This is a genomic window from Streptosporangium sp. NPDC006930, from assembly GCF_040635605.1.
In the GTDB taxonomy this organism is placed as follows: domain Bacteria; phylum Actinomycetota; class Actinomycetes; order Streptosporangiales; family Streptosporangiaceae; genus Streptosporangium.
On sequence record NZ_JBEYID010000032.1, the window covers coordinates 19,007 to 38,575 of the forward strand.

18 protein-coding genes are annotated in these 19,569 nt (G+C 70.8%); 9 read left to right on the forward strand and 9 right to left on the reverse strand.

Translation table 11 applies throughout. The annotated features are described in order from the left end of the window. Window positions 1-517: 517 nt before the first annotated feature. Window positions 518-1,345, forward strand: a complete 828-nt coding sequence (locus ABZ664_RS36380; RefSeq protein ID WP_362520976.1) for a nitroreductase/quinone reductase family protein — start codon at window positions 518-520, stop codon at window positions 1,343-1,345. A 168-nt stretch (window positions 1,346-1,513) separates the two neighbouring features. Further along, window positions 1,514-3,163: a bifunctional NAD(P)/FAD-dependent oxidoreductase/class I SAM-dependent methyltransferase gene (locus ABZ664_RS36385; protein WP_362520979.1), complete on the forward strand. Its 1,650-nt coding sequence runs from the start codon at window positions 1,514-1,516 to the stop codon at window positions 3,161-3,163. Window positions 3,164-3,214: 51 nt separating this feature from the next. Here ABZ664_RS36385 and crcB read toward each other — a convergent pair whose 3' ends face one another. From crcB to ABZ664_RS36405, 4 genes are all read right to left on the reverse strand, one after another. After that, window positions 3,215-3,601, reverse strand: coding sequence for a fluoride efflux transporter CrcB (crcB, locus tag ABZ664_RS36390; protein WP_362520982.1), 387 nt, complete (start codon window positions 3,599-3,601; stop codon window positions 3,215-3,217). Further along, on the reverse strand, window positions 3,598-3,939 hold the full coding sequence (locus ABZ664_RS36395) for a DUF190 domain-containing protein (protein ID WP_362520985.1): 342 nt from the start codon (window positions 3,937-3,939) through the stop codon (window positions 3,598-3,600). Before ABZ664_RS36395 ends, crcB begins: the two co-directional genes overlap by 4 nt. Further along, on the reverse strand, window positions 3,936-4,457 hold the full coding sequence (locus ABZ664_RS36400) for a CrcB family protein (protein WP_362520988.1): 522 nt from the start codon (window positions 4,455-4,457) through the stop codon (window positions 3,936-3,938). The genes ABZ664_RS36395 and ABZ664_RS36400 overlap by 4 nt, the downstream gene beginning before the upstream one ends. Window positions 4,458-4,754: 297 nt before the next feature. Beyond that, on the reverse strand, window positions 4,755-6,401 hold the full coding sequence (locus ABZ664_RS36405) for an acetyl-CoA acetyltransferase (protein WP_362520991.1): 1,647 nt from the start codon (window positions 6,399-6,401) through the stop codon (window positions 4,755-4,757). Window positions 6,402-6,811: 410 nt separating this feature from the next. Between ABZ664_RS36405 and ABZ664_RS36410 the strand changes: the two genes are divergently transcribed. Next, a complete protein-coding gene (locus ABZ664_RS36410) occupies window positions 6,812-8,530 on the forward strand; it encodes an adenylyl cyclase (RefSeq protein ID WP_362520994.1) in 1,719 nt (572 codons plus the stop codon). Between the two features lie 168 nt (window positions 8,531-8,698). Here ABZ664_RS36410 and ABZ664_RS36415 read toward each other — a convergent pair whose 3' ends face one another. Further along, window positions 8,699-9,451 carry a helix-turn-helix domain-containing protein gene (locus ABZ664_RS36415; RefSeq protein ID WP_362520997.1) on the reverse strand — a complete coding sequence of 251 codons (753 nt, stop codon included), beginning with the start codon at window positions 9,449-9,451 and terminating at the stop codon, window positions 8,699-8,701. Between the two features lie 262 nt (window positions 9,452-9,713). Here ABZ664_RS36415 and ABZ664_RS36420 point away from each other — a divergent pair, with 262 nt between their 5' ends. After that, on the forward strand, window positions 9,714-10,898 hold the full coding sequence (locus ABZ664_RS36420) for a globin domain-containing protein (protein WP_362521000.1): 1,185 nt from the start codon (window positions 9,714-9,716) through the stop codon (window positions 10,896-10,898). A gap of 149 nt (window positions 10,899-11,047) precedes the next feature. Here the strand turns inward: ABZ664_RS36420 and ABZ664_RS36425 are convergent, their stop codons facing one another. Together ABZ664_RS36425 and ABZ664_RS36430 are read right to left on the reverse strand one after the other, a co-directional pair. Beyond that, window positions 11,048-11,395 carry a PRC-barrel domain-containing protein gene (locus tag ABZ664_RS36425; RefSeq protein ID WP_362521003.1) on the reverse strand — a complete coding sequence of 116 codons (348 nt, stop codon included), beginning with the start codon at window positions 11,393-11,395 and terminating at the stop codon, window positions 11,048-11,050. Window positions 11,396-11,552: 157 nt separating this feature from the next. Further along, a complete protein-coding gene (locus tag ABZ664_RS36430; protein ID WP_362521006.1) occupies window positions 11,553-12,041 on the reverse strand; it encodes an NUDIX domain-containing protein in 489 nt (162 codons plus the stop codon). Window positions 12,042-12,219: 178 nt separating this feature from the next. Between ABZ664_RS36430 and cobF the strand changes: the two genes are divergently transcribed. From cobF to ABZ664_RS36445, 3 genes are all read left to right on the forward strand, one after another. Next, on the forward strand, window positions 12,220-13,005 hold the full coding sequence (cobF, locus tag ABZ664_RS36435) for a precorrin-6A synthase (deacetylating) (protein ID WP_362521009.1): 786 nt from the start codon (window positions 12,220-12,222) through the stop codon (window positions 13,003-13,005). A gap of 303 nt (window positions 13,006-13,308) precedes the next feature. After that, window positions 13,309-14,256, forward strand: a complete 948-nt coding sequence (locus ABZ664_RS36440; protein WP_362521012.1) for a putative protein N(5)-glutamine methyltransferase — start codon at window positions 13,309-13,311, stop codon at window positions 14,254-14,256. 84 nt (window positions 14,257-14,340) lie between these two features. After that, window positions 14,341-15,183, forward strand: a complete 843-nt coding sequence (locus ABZ664_RS36445) for a pentapeptide repeat-containing protein (protein WP_362521015.1) — start codon at window positions 14,341-14,343, stop codon at window positions 15,181-15,183. Between the two features lie 98 nt (window positions 15,184-15,281). Here ABZ664_RS36445 and ABZ664_RS36450 read toward each other — a convergent pair whose 3' ends face one another. Further along, on the reverse strand, window positions 15,282-16,472 hold the full coding sequence (locus ABZ664_RS36450) for an MFS transporter (RefSeq protein ID WP_362521018.1): 1,191 nt from the start codon (window positions 16,470-16,472) through the stop codon (window positions 15,282-15,284). Window positions 16,473-16,532: 60 nt separating this feature from the next. On the opposite strand from ABZ664_RS36450, the gene ABZ664_RS36455 reads away from it, so the two are divergent. Beyond that, window positions 16,533-17,495, forward strand: coding sequence for a winged helix-turn-helix domain-containing protein (locus ABZ664_RS36455; protein WP_362521021.1), 963 nt, complete (start codon window positions 16,533-16,535; stop codon window positions 17,493-17,495). A gap of 67 nt (window positions 17,496-17,562) precedes the next feature. Here ABZ664_RS36455 and ABZ664_RS36460 read toward each other — a convergent pair whose 3' ends face one another. After that, window positions 17,563-18,852: a Gfo/Idh/MocA family oxidoreductase gene (locus ABZ664_RS36460; RefSeq protein WP_362521024.1), complete on the reverse strand. Its 1,290-nt coding sequence runs from the start codon at window positions 18,850-18,852 to the stop codon at window positions 17,563-17,565. Between the two features lie 106 nt (window positions 18,853-18,958). Between ABZ664_RS36460 and ABZ664_RS36465 the strand changes: the two genes are divergently transcribed. Beyond that, window positions 18,959-19,552, forward strand: coding sequence for a TetR/AcrR family transcriptional regulator (locus ABZ664_RS36465; RefSeq protein WP_362521027.1), 594 nt, complete (start codon window positions 18,959-18,961; stop codon window positions 19,550-19,552). Window positions 19,553-19,569: the final 17 nt, after the last annotated feature.

The following is a 19,569-nucleotide window of genomic DNA, read 5'->3' on the forward strand; positions in this document are numbered from 1 at the left end:
GCACGGAGTTCTCGCACGCGGCGACCGGAAAACGTGGCGTTGCTCCGATGCGTTTGTGGCACTACGGTTAACTTTGTGACTGCCGGGTCGGCCTTGGGCCAACAGCGAGTAGGGCACCCGGCCGAGGCGTGAGCCCCGGGCGGGCCAGAGGCCCTCCCCTCTTTTTCCTTTCGCGCTTTCAGCGCGATGCTTCCCCGTGGACGCGACCCGGATCTCTCCTCCGTGCTCTCCACGTCTCATGTGGCCACGCGCGCGGTTCCCGTCGGCTTTCCACGTTCCGCATGACGCCACATGCTCTCGCGGTGCCGGTCGTCGCCGGTCACCGCGGGTTTCGCGCCCTTCGTGAACCGGCCCCGGCGGTGAATCGCCGGCCGGGCCGGTCGCCCGGCGCGCCTTCCTGATTTCCCGCACCACGGTCGCGGTCGCCTCGTGGTGATTTCGTCCTGCCCATCGGACGTTCCTTCGTCATGCCCGCGAACAATCGCGGGACCATCGATCCCGGAGAAGAAAACAGAGAATGCCCAACGAATTCAACCAGCAGATCATCGAGGAGTTCCGCGCCAACGGCGGGCGGGTCGGCGGCCCCTTCGAAGGGGCCCGGCTGCTCCTGCTCACCACCGTCGGGGCACGGTCCGGCGCCCGGCACACGACCCCGCTCGGCTATCTTCCCGACGGTGGTGACCGGGTTCTGGTCATCGCCTCGGCAGGGGGTTCGCCGAACCACCCCGCCTGGTTCCACAACCTGGTTGCCAACCCTCTCGTCACGGTCGAGGACGGCATTTTCACCTACGAGGCGCGGGCCGCCGTCCTGGAGGGCGCCGAACGCGACCGCGTCTTCGCCCGCGCGGCCGAGGCCGACCCCGGGTGGGCCGAGTACCAGGCCAAGACGGCGCGTGTCATCCCGGTGGTCGCCCTCCAGCAGGTCGGCGGCGGGCCGCCGAACGCGTCGTCGGCGGGCGCGGCCCTCAGAATGGTCCACGAGGCGTTCCGGCGAGAGCTCGCCCTGATCCGCAAGGAGGTCACCGATTCGGGTCCCGGACTGGGCGCCCAGCTGCGGGTGAACTGCCTCACCCTCTGTCAGGGGCTGCACAACCATCACACCGGTGAGGACATCGCGCTGTTCCCCTTCCTCACCGGGCGCTATCCCGAACTCGCCCCGACCCTGGAGCGGCTGAGCCGGGAACACGAGAAGATCGCGGCTCTCATCGAGGAGTTGCGGGAGGTCATCTCCACCGAGGGTGCGGATCGGCTGCTGGTACTCCCCGAGGTCGAGCGGCTCACGGACGAGCTGGAAAGGCACCTGAGCTACGAGGAGGAGCAGTTGCTCCCGATCCTCGACGCGTAGAACCCCGCCGCCCGCGTACCGGTGACGTTCGCCGTCGGCCGGTACGCGGGTCACGCGCCCCGCGTCCGCTCCTCAGGCCCGCCACTCCCCTGTTTGCCGATTCGGCAACTAAGTTTGCCGGACTCGGAGGAGTGGGCGCAGTATTCACGGCGAACGGAGGTTTCACACATGACCGTACAAGCGGAACAGACCGTGACCGCCACCCCTGCGGGTGAGGAGCGGCGCTACGACGTCGTGGTCGTCGGCGGTGGCGCGGCCGGGCTGAGCGGGGCGCTGACCCTGGCCCGTGCGCGGCGCTCGGTGCTGGTGATCGACGCGGGCCGGCCGCGCAACGCTCCGGCGTCACACGTGCACTCCTACCTGACGCGCGACGGCACGCCCCCCTCGGAGCTGGTGGCCGCGGGGCGCGCGGAGGTGACCCGCTACGGCGGCGAGATCATGCGGGGTGACGTCGTGGCGGCCGAGCGCCTGGACACCGGAGGTTTCCGCGTCGCCGTCGACGGCGGGATCTCGGTCGTGGCGGACCGGCTGCTCGTGACCACCGGTCTGGTCGACGAGCTGCCCGAGGTGCCGGGCCTGAGGGAACGCTGGGGGCGCGAGGTCCTGCACTGCCCGTACTGCCACGGCTGGGAGGTGCGTGATCAGGCGATCGGCGTCCTCGCCACCGGGCCGCTCGCGGTTCACCAGGCCCTGCTGTGGCGGCAGTGGAGCAGGGACGTGACCTTCTTCTCGCACACCGCGCCCGAGTTCGGCGCCGAGGAGTACGAGCAGCTCGCCGCCCGCGACATCGCCGTGGTCGACGGGCCGGTGACGGCGCTGGAGGTGGCGGACGACCGGCTCAGCGGCCTGCGTCTGGCCGACGGCCGGGTGATCCCCCTTCAGGCTCTCGTGGTGACCCCGCGCTTCACCGCCCGCTCCGGCCTCCTCACCGGCCTGGGCCTGGAGACGACCGACCAGGAGATGGGCGGGCACGTGGTCGGCAGCTACGTCGCCGCCGACCCGTCCGGGGCGACGGCGCTGCCCGGGGTGTGGGTGGCAGGGAACGTCACCGCACTGACCGATCAGGTGATCGGTGCCGCCGCGGCGGGCGGGCGTGCGGGCGCCGCGATCAACGCCGACCTGGTCGCCGAGGAGACCCGCCGGGCCGTCACCGCCCGCCGCGACTCCGACCGGCACGAGCACGCGCGGGAGGGTGTCGTCCCCGAGGAGGAGTTCTGGGACCTCCGCTACGGTGAGAGCGACCGGATCTGGAGCGGGAACCCCAACGTCGTCCTGGTCCGCGAGATCACCGGTGTGGAGCCGGGCAGTGCCCTGGACCTGGGATGCGGCGAGGGCGCCGACGCGATCTGGCTCGCGCGGCAGGGGTGGCGCGTCACCGCCACGGACATCTCCGGTGTCGCGCTGGAACGCGCCGCCCGGCACGCCGCGTCGGCGGACGTCACCGACCTTGTCGACTGGCAGCGGCACGACCTGGGAGTCTCCTTCCCCGAGGGCGTCTTCGATCTCGTCTCCGCCCACTTCCTGCACTCCCCCGGCGACATGCCACGAGAGAAGATCCTGCGGACCGCCGCCTCGGCGGTCGCGCCCGGCGGGACGCTCCTCATCGTCGGGCACGCGGGATTCCCCGCCTGGGAGCACAACCCCCATCCCGACGTGCACCTCCCCACGCCGCAGGAGGTGCTGGAAAGCCTGGAGCTCACAGAAGGGGAGTGGGAGGTGCTGCTCTGCGAGGAACACGAGCGGATCCAGAACGACCCCGAAGGACAGCCCACCACCCGCACCGACAACGTCCTCAAGGTCCGGCGCCTGAAGGGCTGAACGGCGGCCCCTTCCCGGGGCCGGGTGTCTCCCGTGTCTCGTGGAACGAGGTCACGCGACGATCGCCTGGGCGAGGGCGAGGCCGAGGAACACCGCGCCGAGACCGGCAACGACCGAGGCGACGACGTTGACCACGACGAAGAGGACCGCGCCGGTCTCGGCGAGCCGCAGCGTCTCGTAGGAGAACGTCGAGTACGTGGTCAGCGCCCCGCAGAAACCGGTGCCGAGCAGCAGTTGCACGCCGGGGCCCACCGCGCCGGACAGCGCCGTCCCGGTCAGGGCTCCCAGGATCAGCGAGCCGACCACGTTGACGGTGAAGGTGCCCCAGGGGAAGAGCGTGTCGTGGCGGGCCTGCACGGCCCGGTCCGTCAGATAGCGCAGCGGCGCCCCGACGGCACCGCCGAGCAGCACCGCGAGCCAGTTCTGCGGCCCGCTCACGTCGCCGCCCCGGTCCCGGGGCGGACGACCTCGACCTCGTCCAGGGTGGCCAGCCCTTCGGTGAGGAGGTCGTCCAGCCTCGGCAGGAAGGCACGGATCCGTTCCTCGGTGTCGATGATCGTGACGATCACCGGCAGGTGGTCGGCCATCGACAGCAGTCGGGTGGTGTGCACCATCGAGGTGGCGCCGAAGCCTTCGATGCCGCGGAAGACGGACGCCCCTGCCAGCCCGGCGGCGTGGGCTCGGTGCACGATCTCGGTGTACAGGGGCCGGTGGCGCCAGGTGTCCGTGTCGTCGACGAAGATCGTCAACCTCAGTGCCCGTCCGGCTGGAATCATCGTGTTCCCCTCTCCACCCTCGCTGCCCCCGCCAGGAGCCTGCGGGTGGTCCATGCGCCGGCCGTCACCGCGACCAGGGCCGCGGTGACCGTCACCGCCAGGTAGCCGAGTGCCGGGCCGATCCGGCCGGCGGAGACCAGGCGCTCGATGTCCAGGCAGTAGGTGGAGAAGGTGGTGAAGCCGCCCAGCACCCCGGTGGCCAGGAACGGCCGCGCCCAGGTGGGCGCCGTCCACGCCTCGGTGAGCACGACCATGAGAACACCGACCAGCAGGCAACCGGCCGCGTTCACCGTCAGCGTCGTCCATGGGAAGGAATCGGCCGCGGTCGGCCACAGCAGGGCGGCTCCGTAGCGGGCACCCGCGCCGATCGCGCCACCGGTGGCGATCACCGCCAGGACGGCGCGATGGGAGCGACGCGACTCGCCGCCCCCGCGCGCACCGGGTGGATCGAGGTCGGGGTCGATGTCGGGGTCGACGGGCTCGGTCGCCACCGTGAACCTCACCTGGTCCGGACGCATGCCTCTCCCTACACGCGGGGAATGCCCGGCACGACCGCGCGGGCACCACCTGTCACGGTAGGGACCGTTGGCGGCGGGTGCCGCGGTTGGGAGCGGCGGGCCCCACCGCCGCGAGGCCCGACGGATATCGGCGGACTCCTCGTTCCCAGCCTAGCGCGACCGCTTCACGATCATCCGTACGGCCACTCCCCGAGGCCCGTGTCGCGGAAAATCACGGAAAGGGAGCCGCGGACCGCCATTCGGGTGAGACAGGATCTCGTCGCTCGGAGAGCCCTCTGTCCTACGGTGCCGCGCTCCTCACGTCCGTTCTGCGGTCGCGCCACCGAGGCCGGCGCGCGGAGCCGTGACGCCCCCGGCGGAGTCCCCACCGGTCATGAGCCGGTCCAGCACGGTGGCATCCGTGCTCACCCGGTTACCGGCGTCGAAGGAGCGGACGTGGACACGCCTCCCGACGGGCTCGCCGTCGCCGAGCAGGGCGAGCGTCTCCTCGTCGCCGTCGGCGGTCTTCGCCAGGAAGCGGCGGCCATCGGCCTCGAGCCTCCCGATCACGATGCCGACGCGGGTGCCGTCACGCCGGTGCCTCACGGTGTAGGTCTCGATCGTGCTCCGCCCGTCGGCCCGGACGGCCTGCGGAACGGCGGGCCAGGCGTCGATCTCGGCCTGAAGCTCGGCGCTGCGATCCTGGCGCCACCCGGCGGGGGCGGTCGAGTAGACGCCGACCGAGTACTTGCTCAGCATGCCGCCGTTCGCCCCCACCATGCCGTACGAGCCGGGCCTGGCGCGGAGCCTCTGAACGATCTCGGCTATCGCGTGCGTCGAGTAGTTGTTGCCCGCTCCGCCGAAGAAGGGAAGTCCTCCGGTGACCGTCAGCCCGCGCGGGTCGTCGGCGGCCAGGCCGAGGCCGTCGCAGATGTTGGAGACGGCGATGGGAAAACAGCTGTACAGATCGATGGCGTGCAGGTCGTCCACCCCGATGCCCGCCAGGTCCAGGGCGTGCCGGGCGGCCATCACGGAGGCCGGTCCCGCAGCGAGGTCGGCCCGGTCCAGCAGGTCGCGCTCGCGCAGGTCGGCATGGCCGTGCAGGAAGACCCACCTCTGCGCGGGGACGCCGAGACGCCCGGCGTCGGCCACGGACATCAGCAGGACGGCCGCCCCCTGGTTGACCTTCTCGCGCGCGACGAGGTAGCGGGTGTAGGGATCGGCGATGAGCCGGTTGCCCTCGGTCGGGGTGACCAGTTCCCCAGCATCGCGTTCGACGGGCACGGCGGCGTGCGGGTTGGCGGCGGCGACCCTGGTGAACGGGGCGAACAGCGCCCCCATCCCGGCCGCGTACTCCCGCCTCGTCTGCCCGAGTCGGGCCCGGCGCGCGTTGTCGAACAGCGCGTACTGGCTCGGCGCGCCCGCCAGCCCGTGCGCGGCCAGGAACCGGGAGACGAGCCCCTTGAGCCCATAGCCGCGATCCTCTAGATCACCTTCGACGGTCTCGCTGAAATCGGGTCTGTCCTCGGCCCCTGCCAGGTGCAGGGCCGTCGAGATCGCCTCGGATCCGAAGATGAGGGCCACCCGCGAGGAGCCCGCCGCGATCGTCGCGGCGAGCTCGTTGACCAGGTGCTGGGGCGCCTGCCCGCCGGCCACCTCCAGGATCGCCCTGCCGGGGTTCGCACCCACTCGGTTCGCGACGGAGCGAGGGTAGTTGGTGGACCTGCCCAGCGGTGCGAGGGCGCCGGGCGCGGAGATCTCGAACTGGCGCACCCCCGCCACGGTGTCGACGGCGGCGGCGACGTCCGCGGGGTCCGCGCCGGTGTCGGCGAGGGCCTCGTGGACGGCGGCCGCCGCGAGCTCGACGGGTGACAGGCGCCGGTAGTCGCGCTCGCCGATCCGCTCGGACGACTGCCCGACGCCCACGAGCACCGGCGTGCGGGGGTCGAGGTCCTCGAAGGTCATCTTCACGCTCCAGCGGATCCGGCGCCGGGGGGCGTCGCCACCCCGACGTGATGGTCACCCTGGTCACCCGTGATTTACAGCTAAATACCGCCCTTAAAGGATGGAGCGTATCTCCTTCCCCACGCGATCGCCGAGAGGTCGGACCGGCGGAGGTTCCGGGGTCGAAGAGCCGCGCTCAGATCCTCACCGCAGCGTCCATGCAACTACTATTTGGAAACTTTCCTATTGACAAGCTTTCTGATCACATGTTTGATCCGAGGTAATTTTAAGGGGTGAAGTTACCAGGGCGTTCCTTCCAGCCGATGGGAGGGGGTTTCGGGGCCGTTCACCCCACCGGAAGCACCCCGTGGTCCGTGGCTTCAGGAGCGCGTGCCGCGGCCCGCGAAGACCTCCCAGAGAGAAGAGCCACCGTGACTCCGCAGCACCCCCCACCGCCACTCCCGGGCGCGGTCGCCCAGTCCTTCAGCCTGGGCACCCCTCCACCGAGCGGGAACAACCCCGACCTCGGCCCGAACGTGAGCATCTTCGACCCGTCGACGCCCACCGCGACCATCCAGGCCAGGCTCAACGCGGTCTTCAGCCAGCAGCAGACCAACCAGTTCGGTGGCAACCGCTTCGCCCTGCTGTTCAAGCCCGGCTCATACTCGGTGGACGCCAACATCGGCTTCTACACGCAGATCGCCGGTCTCGGCCTGTCACCCGACAACGTCACCATCAACGGCGCCGTGCACGCCGAGGCCGACTGGTTCCAGGGCAACGCGACCCACAACTTCTGGCGCGGAGCCGAGAACCTGTCGGTCACCCCGCCCTCCGGCACCGACCGCTGGGCGGTCTCGCAGGCCGCCTCGTACCGGCGGATGCACCTGCGCGGCAACCTGCAACTCGACGACGGCGGCTGGTCGAGCGGCGGCTTCATCGCCGACTCGAAGATCGACGGCCAGGTCAGGTCGGGGACGCAGCAGCAGTGGCTGTCGCGCAACGCCGAGTGGGGCGGCTGGACCGGTTCCAACTGGAACATGGTGTTCGTGGGCGTGAACAACCCGCCCGCGGGCAACTTCCCGAACCCGCCCTACACCAGGGTCACGACCACGCCAGTCGTGCGCGAGAAGCCGTTCCTGTACGTCGACCAGGCCGGCGCCTACCAGGTGTTCGTGCCGGCGCTGCGGACGAACTCCTCCGGCACGACGTGGACCGGCGGCAACCCTGCGGGCACCTCGATCCCGATCGGCCAGTTCTTCGTCGTCAAGCCCGGCCACACCGCGGCGGACATCAACGCGGCGCTCGCACAAGGCCTGAACCTGCTGTTCACCCCCGCCGTCTACCACCTCAACGACACGATCAGGGTGACCCGGGCCAACACCGTCGTGCTCGGCCTGGGCCTGGCCACGCTGATTCCCGACAACGGTGTGACCGCGATGACCGTCGCCGACGTGGACGGCGTCAAGGTCGCCGGGCTGCTGATCGACGCGGGTACCACCAACTCGGCCATGCTGATGCAGGTCGGTCCCACGGGATCGTCGGCGAGCCACGCCGCCAACCCGACGTCGCTACACGACGTGTACTTCCGAGTCGGTGGCGCGGCCGTCGGCAAGGCCACCCAGAGCCTCGTCGTCAACAGCGACAACGTGATCGGAGACCACCTGTGGATCTGGCGTGGTGACCACGGCAGCGGCATCGGGTGGAGCACCAACACCGCCGCCAACGGACTCACCGTCAACGGCGACGACGTCACGATGTACGGCCTGTTCGTCGAGCACTACCAGCAACACCAGACCGTCTGGAACGGCAACGGCGGCCGGACGTACTTCTACCAGAACGAGATGCCCTATGACCCACCCAACCAGGCCGCCTGGATGAACGGGAGCACGCAGGGCTACGCCGCGTACAAGGTGGCCGACTCGGTCACCACGCACGAGGCCTGGGGTCTGGGCAGCTACTGCTACTTCAATGTCAACCCGGGGGTCGTGGCGGCCCGCGCGTTCGAGGTGCCGAACAAGCCGGGAGTCCGCCTCCACAACATGGTGACGGTCTCACTCGGTGGCGTCGGCACGATCCGCAACATCGTCAACACGACGGGCGGCCCGTCCAACTCCATTACCAACGTGGCCAACCTGGTCAATTACCCCTGATCGAATCTCCACCGCGGTCCGGAACCGCCCCAAGGCTCTGGCGAGGTCTCGGGGAGGTCCCGGAACGCGGCGTTCGCCCCCGCGACCGGAGGTCCGCCGCGGGGCCCGGTGGGAGGTCACGCGGTGGCGGACGGTCAGCAGGCCGGGGCGATCACAGTTGAGATCCGGTCACGGAGCGTCACGGGCCGTCGCGAGGTGCGCGAGGCACAGGTCGGGCTCGGCGAACGGTTCGAGCCGGTCCACGGTCACCGGGGAGCCGATTGCCGTCATCGCCCCCTGCATGAGCCCGAGGTGCAGCGGGCAGATCACCTTGGCTTGGGTCTTGACGAGTTCGAGGAACGGGCAGTGCCGCAGCCCGATCCGCCCGCCGTCGACCGCGGCTCGTTCCTCTGACCGCTCCTCCGCTTGTTCCTCGGGGGCGAACCCGAGGTCGTCGAGGAGGTGTACCAGCTCGCCCACCGCCTGCTCCCGCGTGGGGACGGCCGGCGAAGCCGACCGCCCGGCCAGGATGCCTCCCCACGTCCGCCCGGCCTCAGTCGCCCTGGCCGCGGGTTCCGGGCCGGCGGCCAGGTTGCCGGCCAGGATCTCGGCCAGCAGGCGATAGTTGCGCGGGCCGGCGTGATCCATCCCCGGCCGTGCACGGAACACCAACGGCGGCCGGCCGGGACCGGCAGGTGCGGCATGAACCCGCTCGATCTGACCGCTGTCGACCAAGGCGTCGAGATGGAAGCGCACCGTGTTGGGATGGACGTCGAGCCGCTCGGCGATCTCGACCACGCCGAGCGGCGCCCCGGACTCGCGAAGCATCGTCAGGATGAGCCGTCGGCGACCGGTCGGCGGCGCGAGCTGTCCGGCGGCCCGTACGGACGTCACGCCACCCATGGCGTCATCGGTCCCGTGCGGTCTCCTCGGCTCGGCCATGACCGGCTCACCTCCCTCTCCCCCGCGGCGGTGCCGCGACACGCTCGTCCGGCCGGACGCGAAGTCTCCGGCCGCCATCGTAGACGCGGCGGGCCGGACGCCCCTCCGCGAACGCCCGTTCCCGTCCGGCCCGGTGGGCCACGACTTGAGTTTATACAAAAAATACTTGTATAAATAGGGCCGACGGAAGGAAGCCACGTCTGAACAGGCTCGACGTGTGTCTCCACCTGAGCATGAAGATCATTTATTGGTTGGAGGACCTGTGCTTTCCCCAGATTCGGCCGCGATCGTCCGTGCCACCCTGCCGGTGGTCGGTGGCTCCATCCAGGACATCTCGGCGCGCTTCTACGAGATGATGTTCGCCGACCACCCCGACCTGCTGCGCGAACTTTTCAATCGCGGCAACCAGGCCAACGGCGAACAGCGCAGCGCGCTCGCCGGGTCGATCACCGCCTTCGCCACCCTCCTGGTGCGGTGTCCCGACGACCGGCCGGACGCGATCCTCACCAGGATCGCCAACAAGCACGCCTCCCTCGGCATCACCCCCGAGCAGTACGACATGGTGCACAAATACCTCTTCGCAGCCATCGCCGAGGTGCTCGGCGATGGCGCCACCCCCGAGGTGGTGGCGGCCTGGGACGAGGTCTACTGGCTGATGGCGAACGCGCTCATCGCCCTGGAGGCGGATCTCTACCGCCACTCCACCGGCGAGGGCTGGCTGCGGGCCACGGTGCTCGGACGGCGGCGCGAGACCCCGGACGCGGTCTCCTTCACCCTGCGACCGCAGGTCCCCCTGTCCTTCAAGCCCGGCCAGTACGTCAGCGTCGCGGTCGCCCTGCCCGGCGGCGCACGGCAGATCCGGCAGTACAGCCTCTCCTGCGCCCCCGAGCGGGACGACTGGCGGATCACCGTCAAACGGGTGCGCGGCGGCGACACCCCGGACGGAGAGGTTTCCAGCTGGCTGCACGCCAACGTCCGGGCCGGGGACGAGCTGACGATCTCCGCGCCGTTCGGCGACCTGACCCTGCCCGCCGACGGCCCCCCGCTGCTCCTGGCCTCGGCGGGAATCGGCGCCACCCCCATCCTGTCGATGGTCGAGCACCTCGCGGCGACCGGTTCCACCCGCCGGATCACCGTCGTCCACGCCGACCGCAGCCCCGCCGACCACGCCCACCGGGACGAGCTCAAGCGGCTGGTCGCCACCCTGCCCGGCGCCACCCTGCACCGGTGGTACGAGGAGGTGGGCGACTGCTCATGCCGACCGGCACCCAACCTCGGCCACGTCGACCTGACCCGGATCGACCTCCCCGACCCCCTGGTCGCCTATCTCTGCGGGCCGCTGCCGTTCATGCGCGGTGTGCGCACCGAACTGCTCCAGCGCGGGGTGCCCGCCTCCGACATCCACTACGAGGTGTTCGGGCCCGACCTCTGGCTCGGCCAGAACTGATCGGAGATCCCGGCTCACCCGGTGCGAGCCGCACCCCGCCGAAGGCACCGACACGGATGGCGGCGCGGAAAGCGGAATAACGCGAAATGAGGTGAAGACGGAGAACGAGCCCCTCCCCTGGTGGGGAAGGGCTCGTTGACGGTCAATGACTACAGCGTGCCGGGGCCGTAGTAGCCGCCCAGCTTGTCGCGGTAGTCGGGCTCCCGGTAGGTCGCCTCGTCGAACTCCGGCGCGTCCTTGATCTCCTGCTTGGTGCGCGAGACGTAGATCTTGCGCTCCTGCGGATCGATCTGGTGAACGGTACCGGCCGGCAGCAACACCTTCTTGCCGAAAATCCAGAACCCGGTGTCGACGACGATGTAGCTGTTGCCTACCGTGTTGCTCTCCTCGTCCACCGAACCGATCTTGCCGTCGGTGGCCTCCACGTCGAACCCCACGAGATCCAGCGCCTGCTCGCCGCTGTAGGTGTCGGGGCGGTAGCTCCACACGTCCGTCATGGTGTTTCTCCTCGTCGGTGAAGGTGGGACAACCGCCCCCTACCCGCCGCGCCCGCGCTAAACAGGCCGTCGGAGATCCGGGACCGGACCCCGGCGGTCGCGCCGTCCCTCCCTCCGAGGTCGAGGACCGAATCCACCGGTGCCGACGACCGCGCAATCATTTCGCGGCGAAGTACTCCGCCACGATCCGGGTGTGCAGCGGGAACGCGAGCTCTCGCGGTCCGTCGATCAGCAGCCACTCCGTCGTCTCGTCCGTCGGCGCGACCGGCGGAAGGTCGGCCGCGCTCGTCCGAGGCCCCAGGGCGAAGACCAGCACGGTCCCGTCGGGGGCGCTGAGCACGTCGAGGAGGCGCACGCCGTCCGGATCGACGACGACCCCCGTCTCCTCGTGGAGCTCCCGGACGGCCGCCTGCTGCCAGGACTCACCCATGTCCACGAAGCCACCGGGCAGCGCGAGAGCGCCTCGGTGCGGTTCGACGCCACGACGGACCACCAGCAGGCCCTCGTCCACCGGCAACACCATCACCGCGACCGGCAGCGGGTTGAGGTAGGAGGTGTTCACGCAGCCGGAGCAGGTGCGCGGCCACGCCTGGTCGGGGGCGAAGGCTCCGCCACAGAAGGAGCAGTGCGAGTTCCTGATCGTCACGATCGCGAGACTAGACCAGAACGATGTCTTGATCCGACTTCTCCCCCCGAACGGGGACCCGCGACGAGATCCCGCGTCGCACCGCCCGGCCGCAGTCTGCCGGGACGGATGTCGAGCCGTCCTGCCCGGATGCCGCCCGGCGCGACGTCCTCTTCGCACAGGGGGCAGACTTGCCCGCGTGAAGCGAATCCTCATCATCGGCATCGGCGCGGGAAACCCCGACCACCTCACCCTTCAGGCGGTCAAGGCCATCGCGACGGCCGACGTGTTCTTCATCCTCGACAAGGGAGAGGCCAAGCACGACCTCGTCCAACTCCGGCAGGACCTCGTCGACGCGCACGCCCGCGCCCCGTACCGGCTGGTCGAGGCCCGCGACCCCGACCGCGACCGGACCACCCCCGCCTACGCGGGCGCGGTGGAGGACTGGCGGTCGCGCCGCGCCGACATCTACGAGCGGCTCGTCCGCGACGAACTCGGCGACGACGAGACCGGCGCGTTCCTCGTCTGGGGCGACCCCTCCCTCTACGACAGCACGCTGGCCATCGTCGAGGAGGTCCTCGACCGGGGCACGGTGCAGTTCGAGTACGACGTCATCGCCGGCATCAGCAGCGTGTCCGCGCTGGCCGCCCGGCACCGCACCAGCCTGACCCGGGTCGCACGGCCCCTGCACATCACCACTGGCCGCCGCCTGTCCGAGGAGGGGCCCGGCGAATCCGACGACATCGACGACATCGTCGTGATGCTCGACGCCCGCAACGCCTTCGCCTCCCTGCCCGACCCCGCCGACTTCGAGATCTACTGGGGCGCCTACCTCGGTACCCCCGACGAGATCCTGGTGGCGGGGCCGGTCGAGGAGGTCGCCGACCGGATCCGCGACGTCCGCGCCGAGGCGAGGGAACGCAAGGGCTGGATCATGGACACGTACCTGCTGAGGCGGGTTCCTCGCGGGAGCTCTCCCTCCTGACGGGGAGGTCGCGACGAGTGGCGCGCGAGGTCCTGGCGTCGGATCGGCCGCGCCGAGGAGCGGCGTCGGCGTTCCGCTTCGGCAGGGGCACGGGGAGTTCAGCAGGACCGAGGTGAGCCGCCTCGCCGTAATGTGTTCGTACGGAGGGCGGCTCGGGGGTAGTGTTGCCCTCCAGCAATGGACGTGATCGAGGAGGTGAGACCCATTACCGCTGTGTCAGGTCGGGTGCTCCCGTCTCACGGTCGCGCGGTCCTTCCGGCGTAGGTGACCGAGGGAGCCCCATCGGCATCCCGAAAGGCTCCAATGTCGGCTTTACCGCCGTTTCTCCCCCAATCTGTCATCGTCACCAGGCTCCGGGCCGCCGGTTGCGTCTTCGCCGAGGACGAGGCACGGTTGCTCCTCTCCACGGCGCGGACGTCGTCCGGACTCGCCGCCATGCTGGACCGGCGGATCTCCGGTCTGCCCCTCGAACACGTCCTCGGCTGGGCGGAGTTCTGCGGGCTGCGGATAGCCGTGGACACCGGGGTCTTCGTCCCCCGGCGCCGCACCGAGTTGCTCGTCCACCAGGCCGTCGCCCTCGCCCACCGAACCGCCGGATCGGCAGATCGGTCCGCCCCCCTCCCCCGCCCCGCCTCCGGCCCCCCTGTCTCCTCCGGCTCCGAAGACCTCACCGCTCCCGGCGACCAGGCCTCTCGGCCACGGATCGTCGTCGATCTGTGCTGCGGCTCCGGAGCGGTGGGGGCCGCACTGGTCGCGGCCCTGGACCGGGTCGAGCTGCACGCCGTCGACATCGACCCCGCCGCGGTGCGCTGTGCCCGGCGCAACGTCGCCCCCGACGGCCGGGTGTACGAGGGTGATCTCTACGAGCCGCTGCCCGCCACGCTGCGGGGCCGCGTCGACATCCTGACCGCCAACGCCCCCTACGTGCCCACGGAGGCGATCGGTCTGCTGCCCCCGGAGGCCCGCGTACACGAACCACGGGTGGCACTCGACGGCGGCGCGGACGGGTTGGAGATCCAGCGGCGGGTGACCGCGTCCGCGGCGCTGTGGCTCGCACCGGGCGGCCACCTGCTGATCGAGACGAGCCAACGCCAGGCGCCACAGACCGCCGAGGCCTTCGCCCGCAACGGACTGGTTCCGAGGGTGGTCGAATCCGGGGAGCTGGACGCCACCGTCGTCGTCGGGACCATGCCCTCCCTCCAACCACCGCGCGGTCCCGCCCGTGATCGGGAGATGGACGGGGTCGGATAGGGTTAATCGGTGAAATCGCTGTTCGCGGCCCTTTTCCAAGGACCGCGAACAGCGCGAACGCCCCGCATGAGGAGATCCCGCGCATTGTCCGAGAGCCGTGAGCACGCGGCCCCCTCCACAGGGGGAGATCGTGCCGATCTGCGAGCCGACTGTGAGAGCTGCTTCGCGCTGTGCTGCGTCGTGCCCGCCTTCTCGGCCTCGTCGGACTTCGCGATCGACAAGAAGGCCGGACAGGCCTGCCCCAACCTCCTGACGGACTTCCGCTGCGGCATCCACACACGCCTCAGGGACAAAGGTTTTCGTGGCTGCACCGTCTACGACTGCTTCGGCGCCGGGCAGAAGGTCTCCCAGGTCACCTTCGGCGGCCAGGACTGGCGGCGGGCGCCACAGACCGCGAAGCGGATGGCCGAGGTGTTCCCGGTCATGCGCGACCTCCACGAGCTGCTCTGGTATCTGACCGAGGCGCTGACCCTGCGACCGGCCCTTTCCATCCACAGTGAGATCGGCCTCGCCCTGGAGAGGACAGAACGCCTCACCCGCGACACCCCCGACGTTCTCGCACGGCTGGACGTGGCGGCACACCGGCGGGAGGTCAACGCCCTGCTGCTGCGCACGAGCGAGCTCGTACGCGCCGAGGCCGGGCGCGGGAAGAAGAAGGACCGCAGGGGCGCCGACCTCATCGGAGCCAAGCTGAAGGGTGCCGACCTGCGGGGCGCCAACCTGCGGGGGGCCTATCTCATCGGAGCCGATCTGAGGGGCGCCGACCTCAGGACGGCCGACCTCATCGGAGCCGACCTCAGGGGCGCGGACCTCTCGGGCGCCGACCTCACCGGGAGCATCTTCCTCATCCAGTCCCAGCTGGACGCGGCCAAGGGGGATGCCCGGACCGCGCTGCCGCCGTCACTCACCCGACCGGCCCACTGGTAGCCCAGCCCTCCCACCCGGCCCAGGCTCAGCGGAGGCCCTGGCCGCTCACCTCCGGATGGCTCCACGGCCGACCGGCCTCCCGGGGAAAGCCGGATGCTTCACCACCGGGGCGTCCGCTCCTCCGTACGACGGGTCAGGGTGGGATACAGGCACGCGGTCGCCACCAGTGACGCGACCCCCGCCAACGCCATCGCCGCGGAGACCGGTACGAACTCGGCCAGCGTTCCCGTCCCCGAGGCCGCCAGCGCCTGTCCGGCCATCATGCCGCTGCCCGCCAGTCCGAGTGCCTGTCCCCTGACCCGCGTGGGCACCGCCGCCACGTAACGCTCCTGCGTGCCCAGGTGCCCGGCGAACCCGAGGGAGGCGACCGCCACCAGCGCCGTCGCCACCCACATGCCCGGTGACAGCGCGAAGAAGAGGTACGGCACCCCCAGCAGCGTGAACAGCGGCACCGCGAGCCGGATCCGCTGCTCGGGAGTGGTCCATCGGCCGACCAGGAGGTCACCCACGAGCATGCCACCGGCCGCCGCGACGAACAGGGCTCCCGCCGCTCCCGACGAGCCGTCCGCGTATGGCACGTAGAGCGCCTCCGCCCCGACGATCAGCCCGTTCGGCACCCACTGCACCAGCAGCAGCCCGCGAATCCGTCGGTCACCCAGCAACTCGGCGTTCACCGCCCATGACTGTCGCCAGACAGCCCGCCCCGACACCCTCGGCGGCCTGGCCCGCAGCCCCAGCCGCTGCGTGAGCGCCACCAGCACGCCGAGCGCCGCGCCCGCCCACAGTGCCGCGTACGGCCCGGCCACGGCGAGCAGCGTCCCGGCGAGGGCGAATCCGGTGATCTGCATGGCGCCGACCGCGATGTTCAGGGCCGAGCGGCCCAGCACGTAGCCGTTACCCGGCAGCAGGTCGGCCAGCAGCCCCTGGCGCGCACCACCCGCGACGGCGTCGAACAGCCCGCACGCCATGACCAGCGCCAACATCCCCCACACCGGCAGCACTCCGAGGGCGAGCATCGCGACCGCGACCGCCCTCGTCAGATCCCACGAGACCAGCAGCGCTCGGGGTGGCAGTCCGTCGGCCAGCCCTCCGAGTGTCAGCGCGCCGACGGCCTGCGGCAGGAAACCCGCGAGGTAGGCGAGCGCGGCCAGGAACGGTGACCCGGTGTGGGCGTAGACGAGCGTGGACAACGCCAGGCTTTCCATGATCTTGCCCATGACGCTCGCGGCCTGCGCGGCGAACAGCGTCCTGAACTGGCCGACGGCGAAGAGCTCCCGATAGGTGTTCACGCACCGGAGCATGCGGGCCGATCCGGGCGGCGGGCTACTGTTTCGTCAGGAGGCGAAACCTTGGCCTATCTGGAGTGCACCCCCGAGGATCTGGCGCGTACCCGCTTCGTGATGTCGCCGATGGCACAGGTGGTCACCGCCCTGCCCCTGCTCGCCGGTGTCCGGTCCCCGCCGGGGATGTCGCGGTGGACGGCCAGGGTGCGGGACCGCTACGAGGCGCTCGTCGCCGCCGACCCCGTCCTGCGTGCCCTGGTCGACCTGCTGGTGGTCACCGACTACGTGCCCGACTTCTTCTGCGTGCCGCCACCCCGCGCGGACACCACGTTCGCCCAGGAGGCGCTGGCCGTGCGGCACACTCCGTACCATAAGGCCCGCGCCGACCTGGAGCTGAGCTACCGGGGCCGTCCGACTGCCGCGGCACTGGACGTGCCCGACGTCGCCGAGCGGGTCGCCGAGAGCCTGATCGCCGTGTGGAGCGCGCTGATCGAACCCGACTGGCCGAGGACGCGCGCGCTGCTGGAGCGTGACATCGTGCGGTGGGCGGGACGGCTGGCGGTGTACGGGTGGACAGAGGTGTTCGAAGGGCTGGACGTGCAGATGTCGCTGCAGGGCGAGCGGATCCTGCTCGGCCGGATCAGCGGCGCCTCGCACCGGCTGGGCGGTGTCGGCCTGGTCCTGATGCCCAACGCGTTCGGCGGGAGGATCGTCTACCTCGACCCGCCGCGCGCTTTCGGGCTCACCTATCCCGCGCGGGGTGTGGCCGCGCTGTGGGAGAGCCGAGTACCCGCACCCGACAGCCTGGCCGCGCTGCTCGGCAGGGGCAGGGCCGCGGTGCTGCTGGAGCTGGCGACGCCCGCGAGCACCAGCCAGCTCGTCGCCAGGCTGGACATGACGCTCGGCGGCGTCGGCGACCACCTCGCGGTGCTCAGACGATCGGGGCTGGTCTCGCGCGGCAGGAGCGGGCGGTCGGTGCTCTACACGCGCACCCCGATGGGCGACGCCCTGGCGGAGTGGAACGCGTGAACATCGAGGTAGCGCGCGGTGCCCCGAGAAAAACACACGTGCCCGCTCCGGTCCCGCGGGCCTCAGGTCAGCTCGCCGAGATCTTCCCTGCCTGGCCGGGCGAACACCATGAGGCGAATGTCTGGCGGACGCCGGTCCGCGAGGCGTTCTCGATGGCGGCGAGCACGCGGTGCTGGCGCACGGCGGTGTGGAAGGAGGGGTATGCCTCGCGTTCCTCGGTGATCGCGCGGGCGACCTCCAGATAGAGGGCGGCGACGTTCGCGGGCGGGCCAGGGGGGACGTTGGCGAGTGAGGTCTCGGAGGCGTAGACGGGGGCTTTGACGGCGGACTTGGGCGCAGGCATGGGGGCGTTGGTGTGCATGGCGACCGGCATGCGTACGGGTGGACTCGCGTGGGTGTGGCCGGGAGCGTCCCGGCGCGTGAGGCGGCCCGCGATCACCGGCTCGGCGCGGGTGCCGTCCGCGGCCGAACGAGTGACCGTCCAGTCGGCCCAGTGCGGGTACATTCCGGGCTCCGTGGGGGTGATGGTCAGCGCGCCCTCGCTCCCGGTGATCCTGAGGTGGAAGCCGTCGGGCCCCGGCGCGTTGCCCCCGGATATGCCCACCACGGCCGCGGCCCCGCTCTCCAGGCGTCCGTGAACGGTTACGTGACCCGGCACCCCGCTGGGTATCGACCGGTCCGTCCCGGCCACGACGACCTCACGATAGGGGTGGGCGAGCGAGGCGGATATCTCCGTCAGCGGGCCCGCCAGATGCTCGACCGTCGCCAGGACGTGCCCGGCCATCACCGTCAGGAGGTTCATCCCCGCGGCGGGGTCGGCGCTCCAGGCGAGGTCGCGCGGGATACGGCTCCCGCCGAGCGGGGCGCCGTCGGCCACGATGGTGATCGACTCCATCCGCCCGATCCGGCCCTGGGCGATCAGGTTCCTGACGAAGCCGGCCGCCGGGGAGTGGAATCCCTGGAGGACGACCGCGTGGACGACCCCCGCGCTGGTCGCCGCCTCGGCCAGTTCGACGGCCTCGGCCAGGTTCACCCCCAGCGGCCACTCGGACACGACGTGTTTGCCGTGGTCGAGCGCGGCCCGTATCGCCTCGGCGTGGTCGGGCGCCTTGACCGTCACGGCGACCACGTCCACGTCCGGGTGGGCGGCCAGCTCGGCGGCGCCGGCGAAGGCGTGCGGGACTCCGAACGCGGCGGCGGTGCGGCGGGCGCTGTCCTGCCTGGTGGTCGCGACCGCGGTGACGGCGTACTCCCCCAGGTTGAGCAGGGCCGGTAGGTGCGCGGCCGTTCCCCAGCCCCGGCCGAGGGTGGCACCGACGACGCCGATACGGATCGGACCGGCGGGTGATCTGCTCATGGTCCCCCTTCACGAGTTAAGTATCGATCGGTAAAAAACTAGCCCGGAGCGAATCGGCTCGTCAACGGGGTAACGTATCGATCGGTAAGAAACCAGGGAGGTGCGCATGCCAGGAGGGCGCCCGCGCGCGTTCGACCCCGAGAAAGCCCTGGACCGGGCACTCGAGGTCTTCTGGAGCCAGGGTTATGAGGGAACGGCGATATCGGATCTCACCGCGGCGATGGGCATCAACCGTCCCAGCCTCTACGGCACCTTCGGCAACAAGGAGGAGCTGTTTCGCAGGGTGTTCGACCGCTACGTCAACGGTCCGGGGGCGTTCACCGTCCACGCCCTGGAGGCGCCACGGGCACGAGAGGTCGCCGAACGCCTGGTGTACGGCGTGATCGAACTGACCACCGGCCCCGACACCCCCCTCGGATGCCTCAGCATCCGCTGCGTGCAGGCGTGCGCGCCGGAGGCCGAGCAGATCAGGAGCGAGGTGGTGGCGCACAGGCAGGCCGGGGAGGCGGCGCTGCGAGCGCGCCTGTCACGGGCGAGGGACGAGGGCGACCTGCCCGACGACTGCGACCCGGCCGACCTGGCCCGCTTCGTCACCACCCTCGCCGACGGCCTCGCGGTCCAGGCGGCCGCAGGCTGCGCCAGGGAGGATCTGCTACGGGTCGCCGAGACGGCACTGCGCGCCTGGCCCACCGAGAGGTGAGCCGGGCCGCGCGCGGA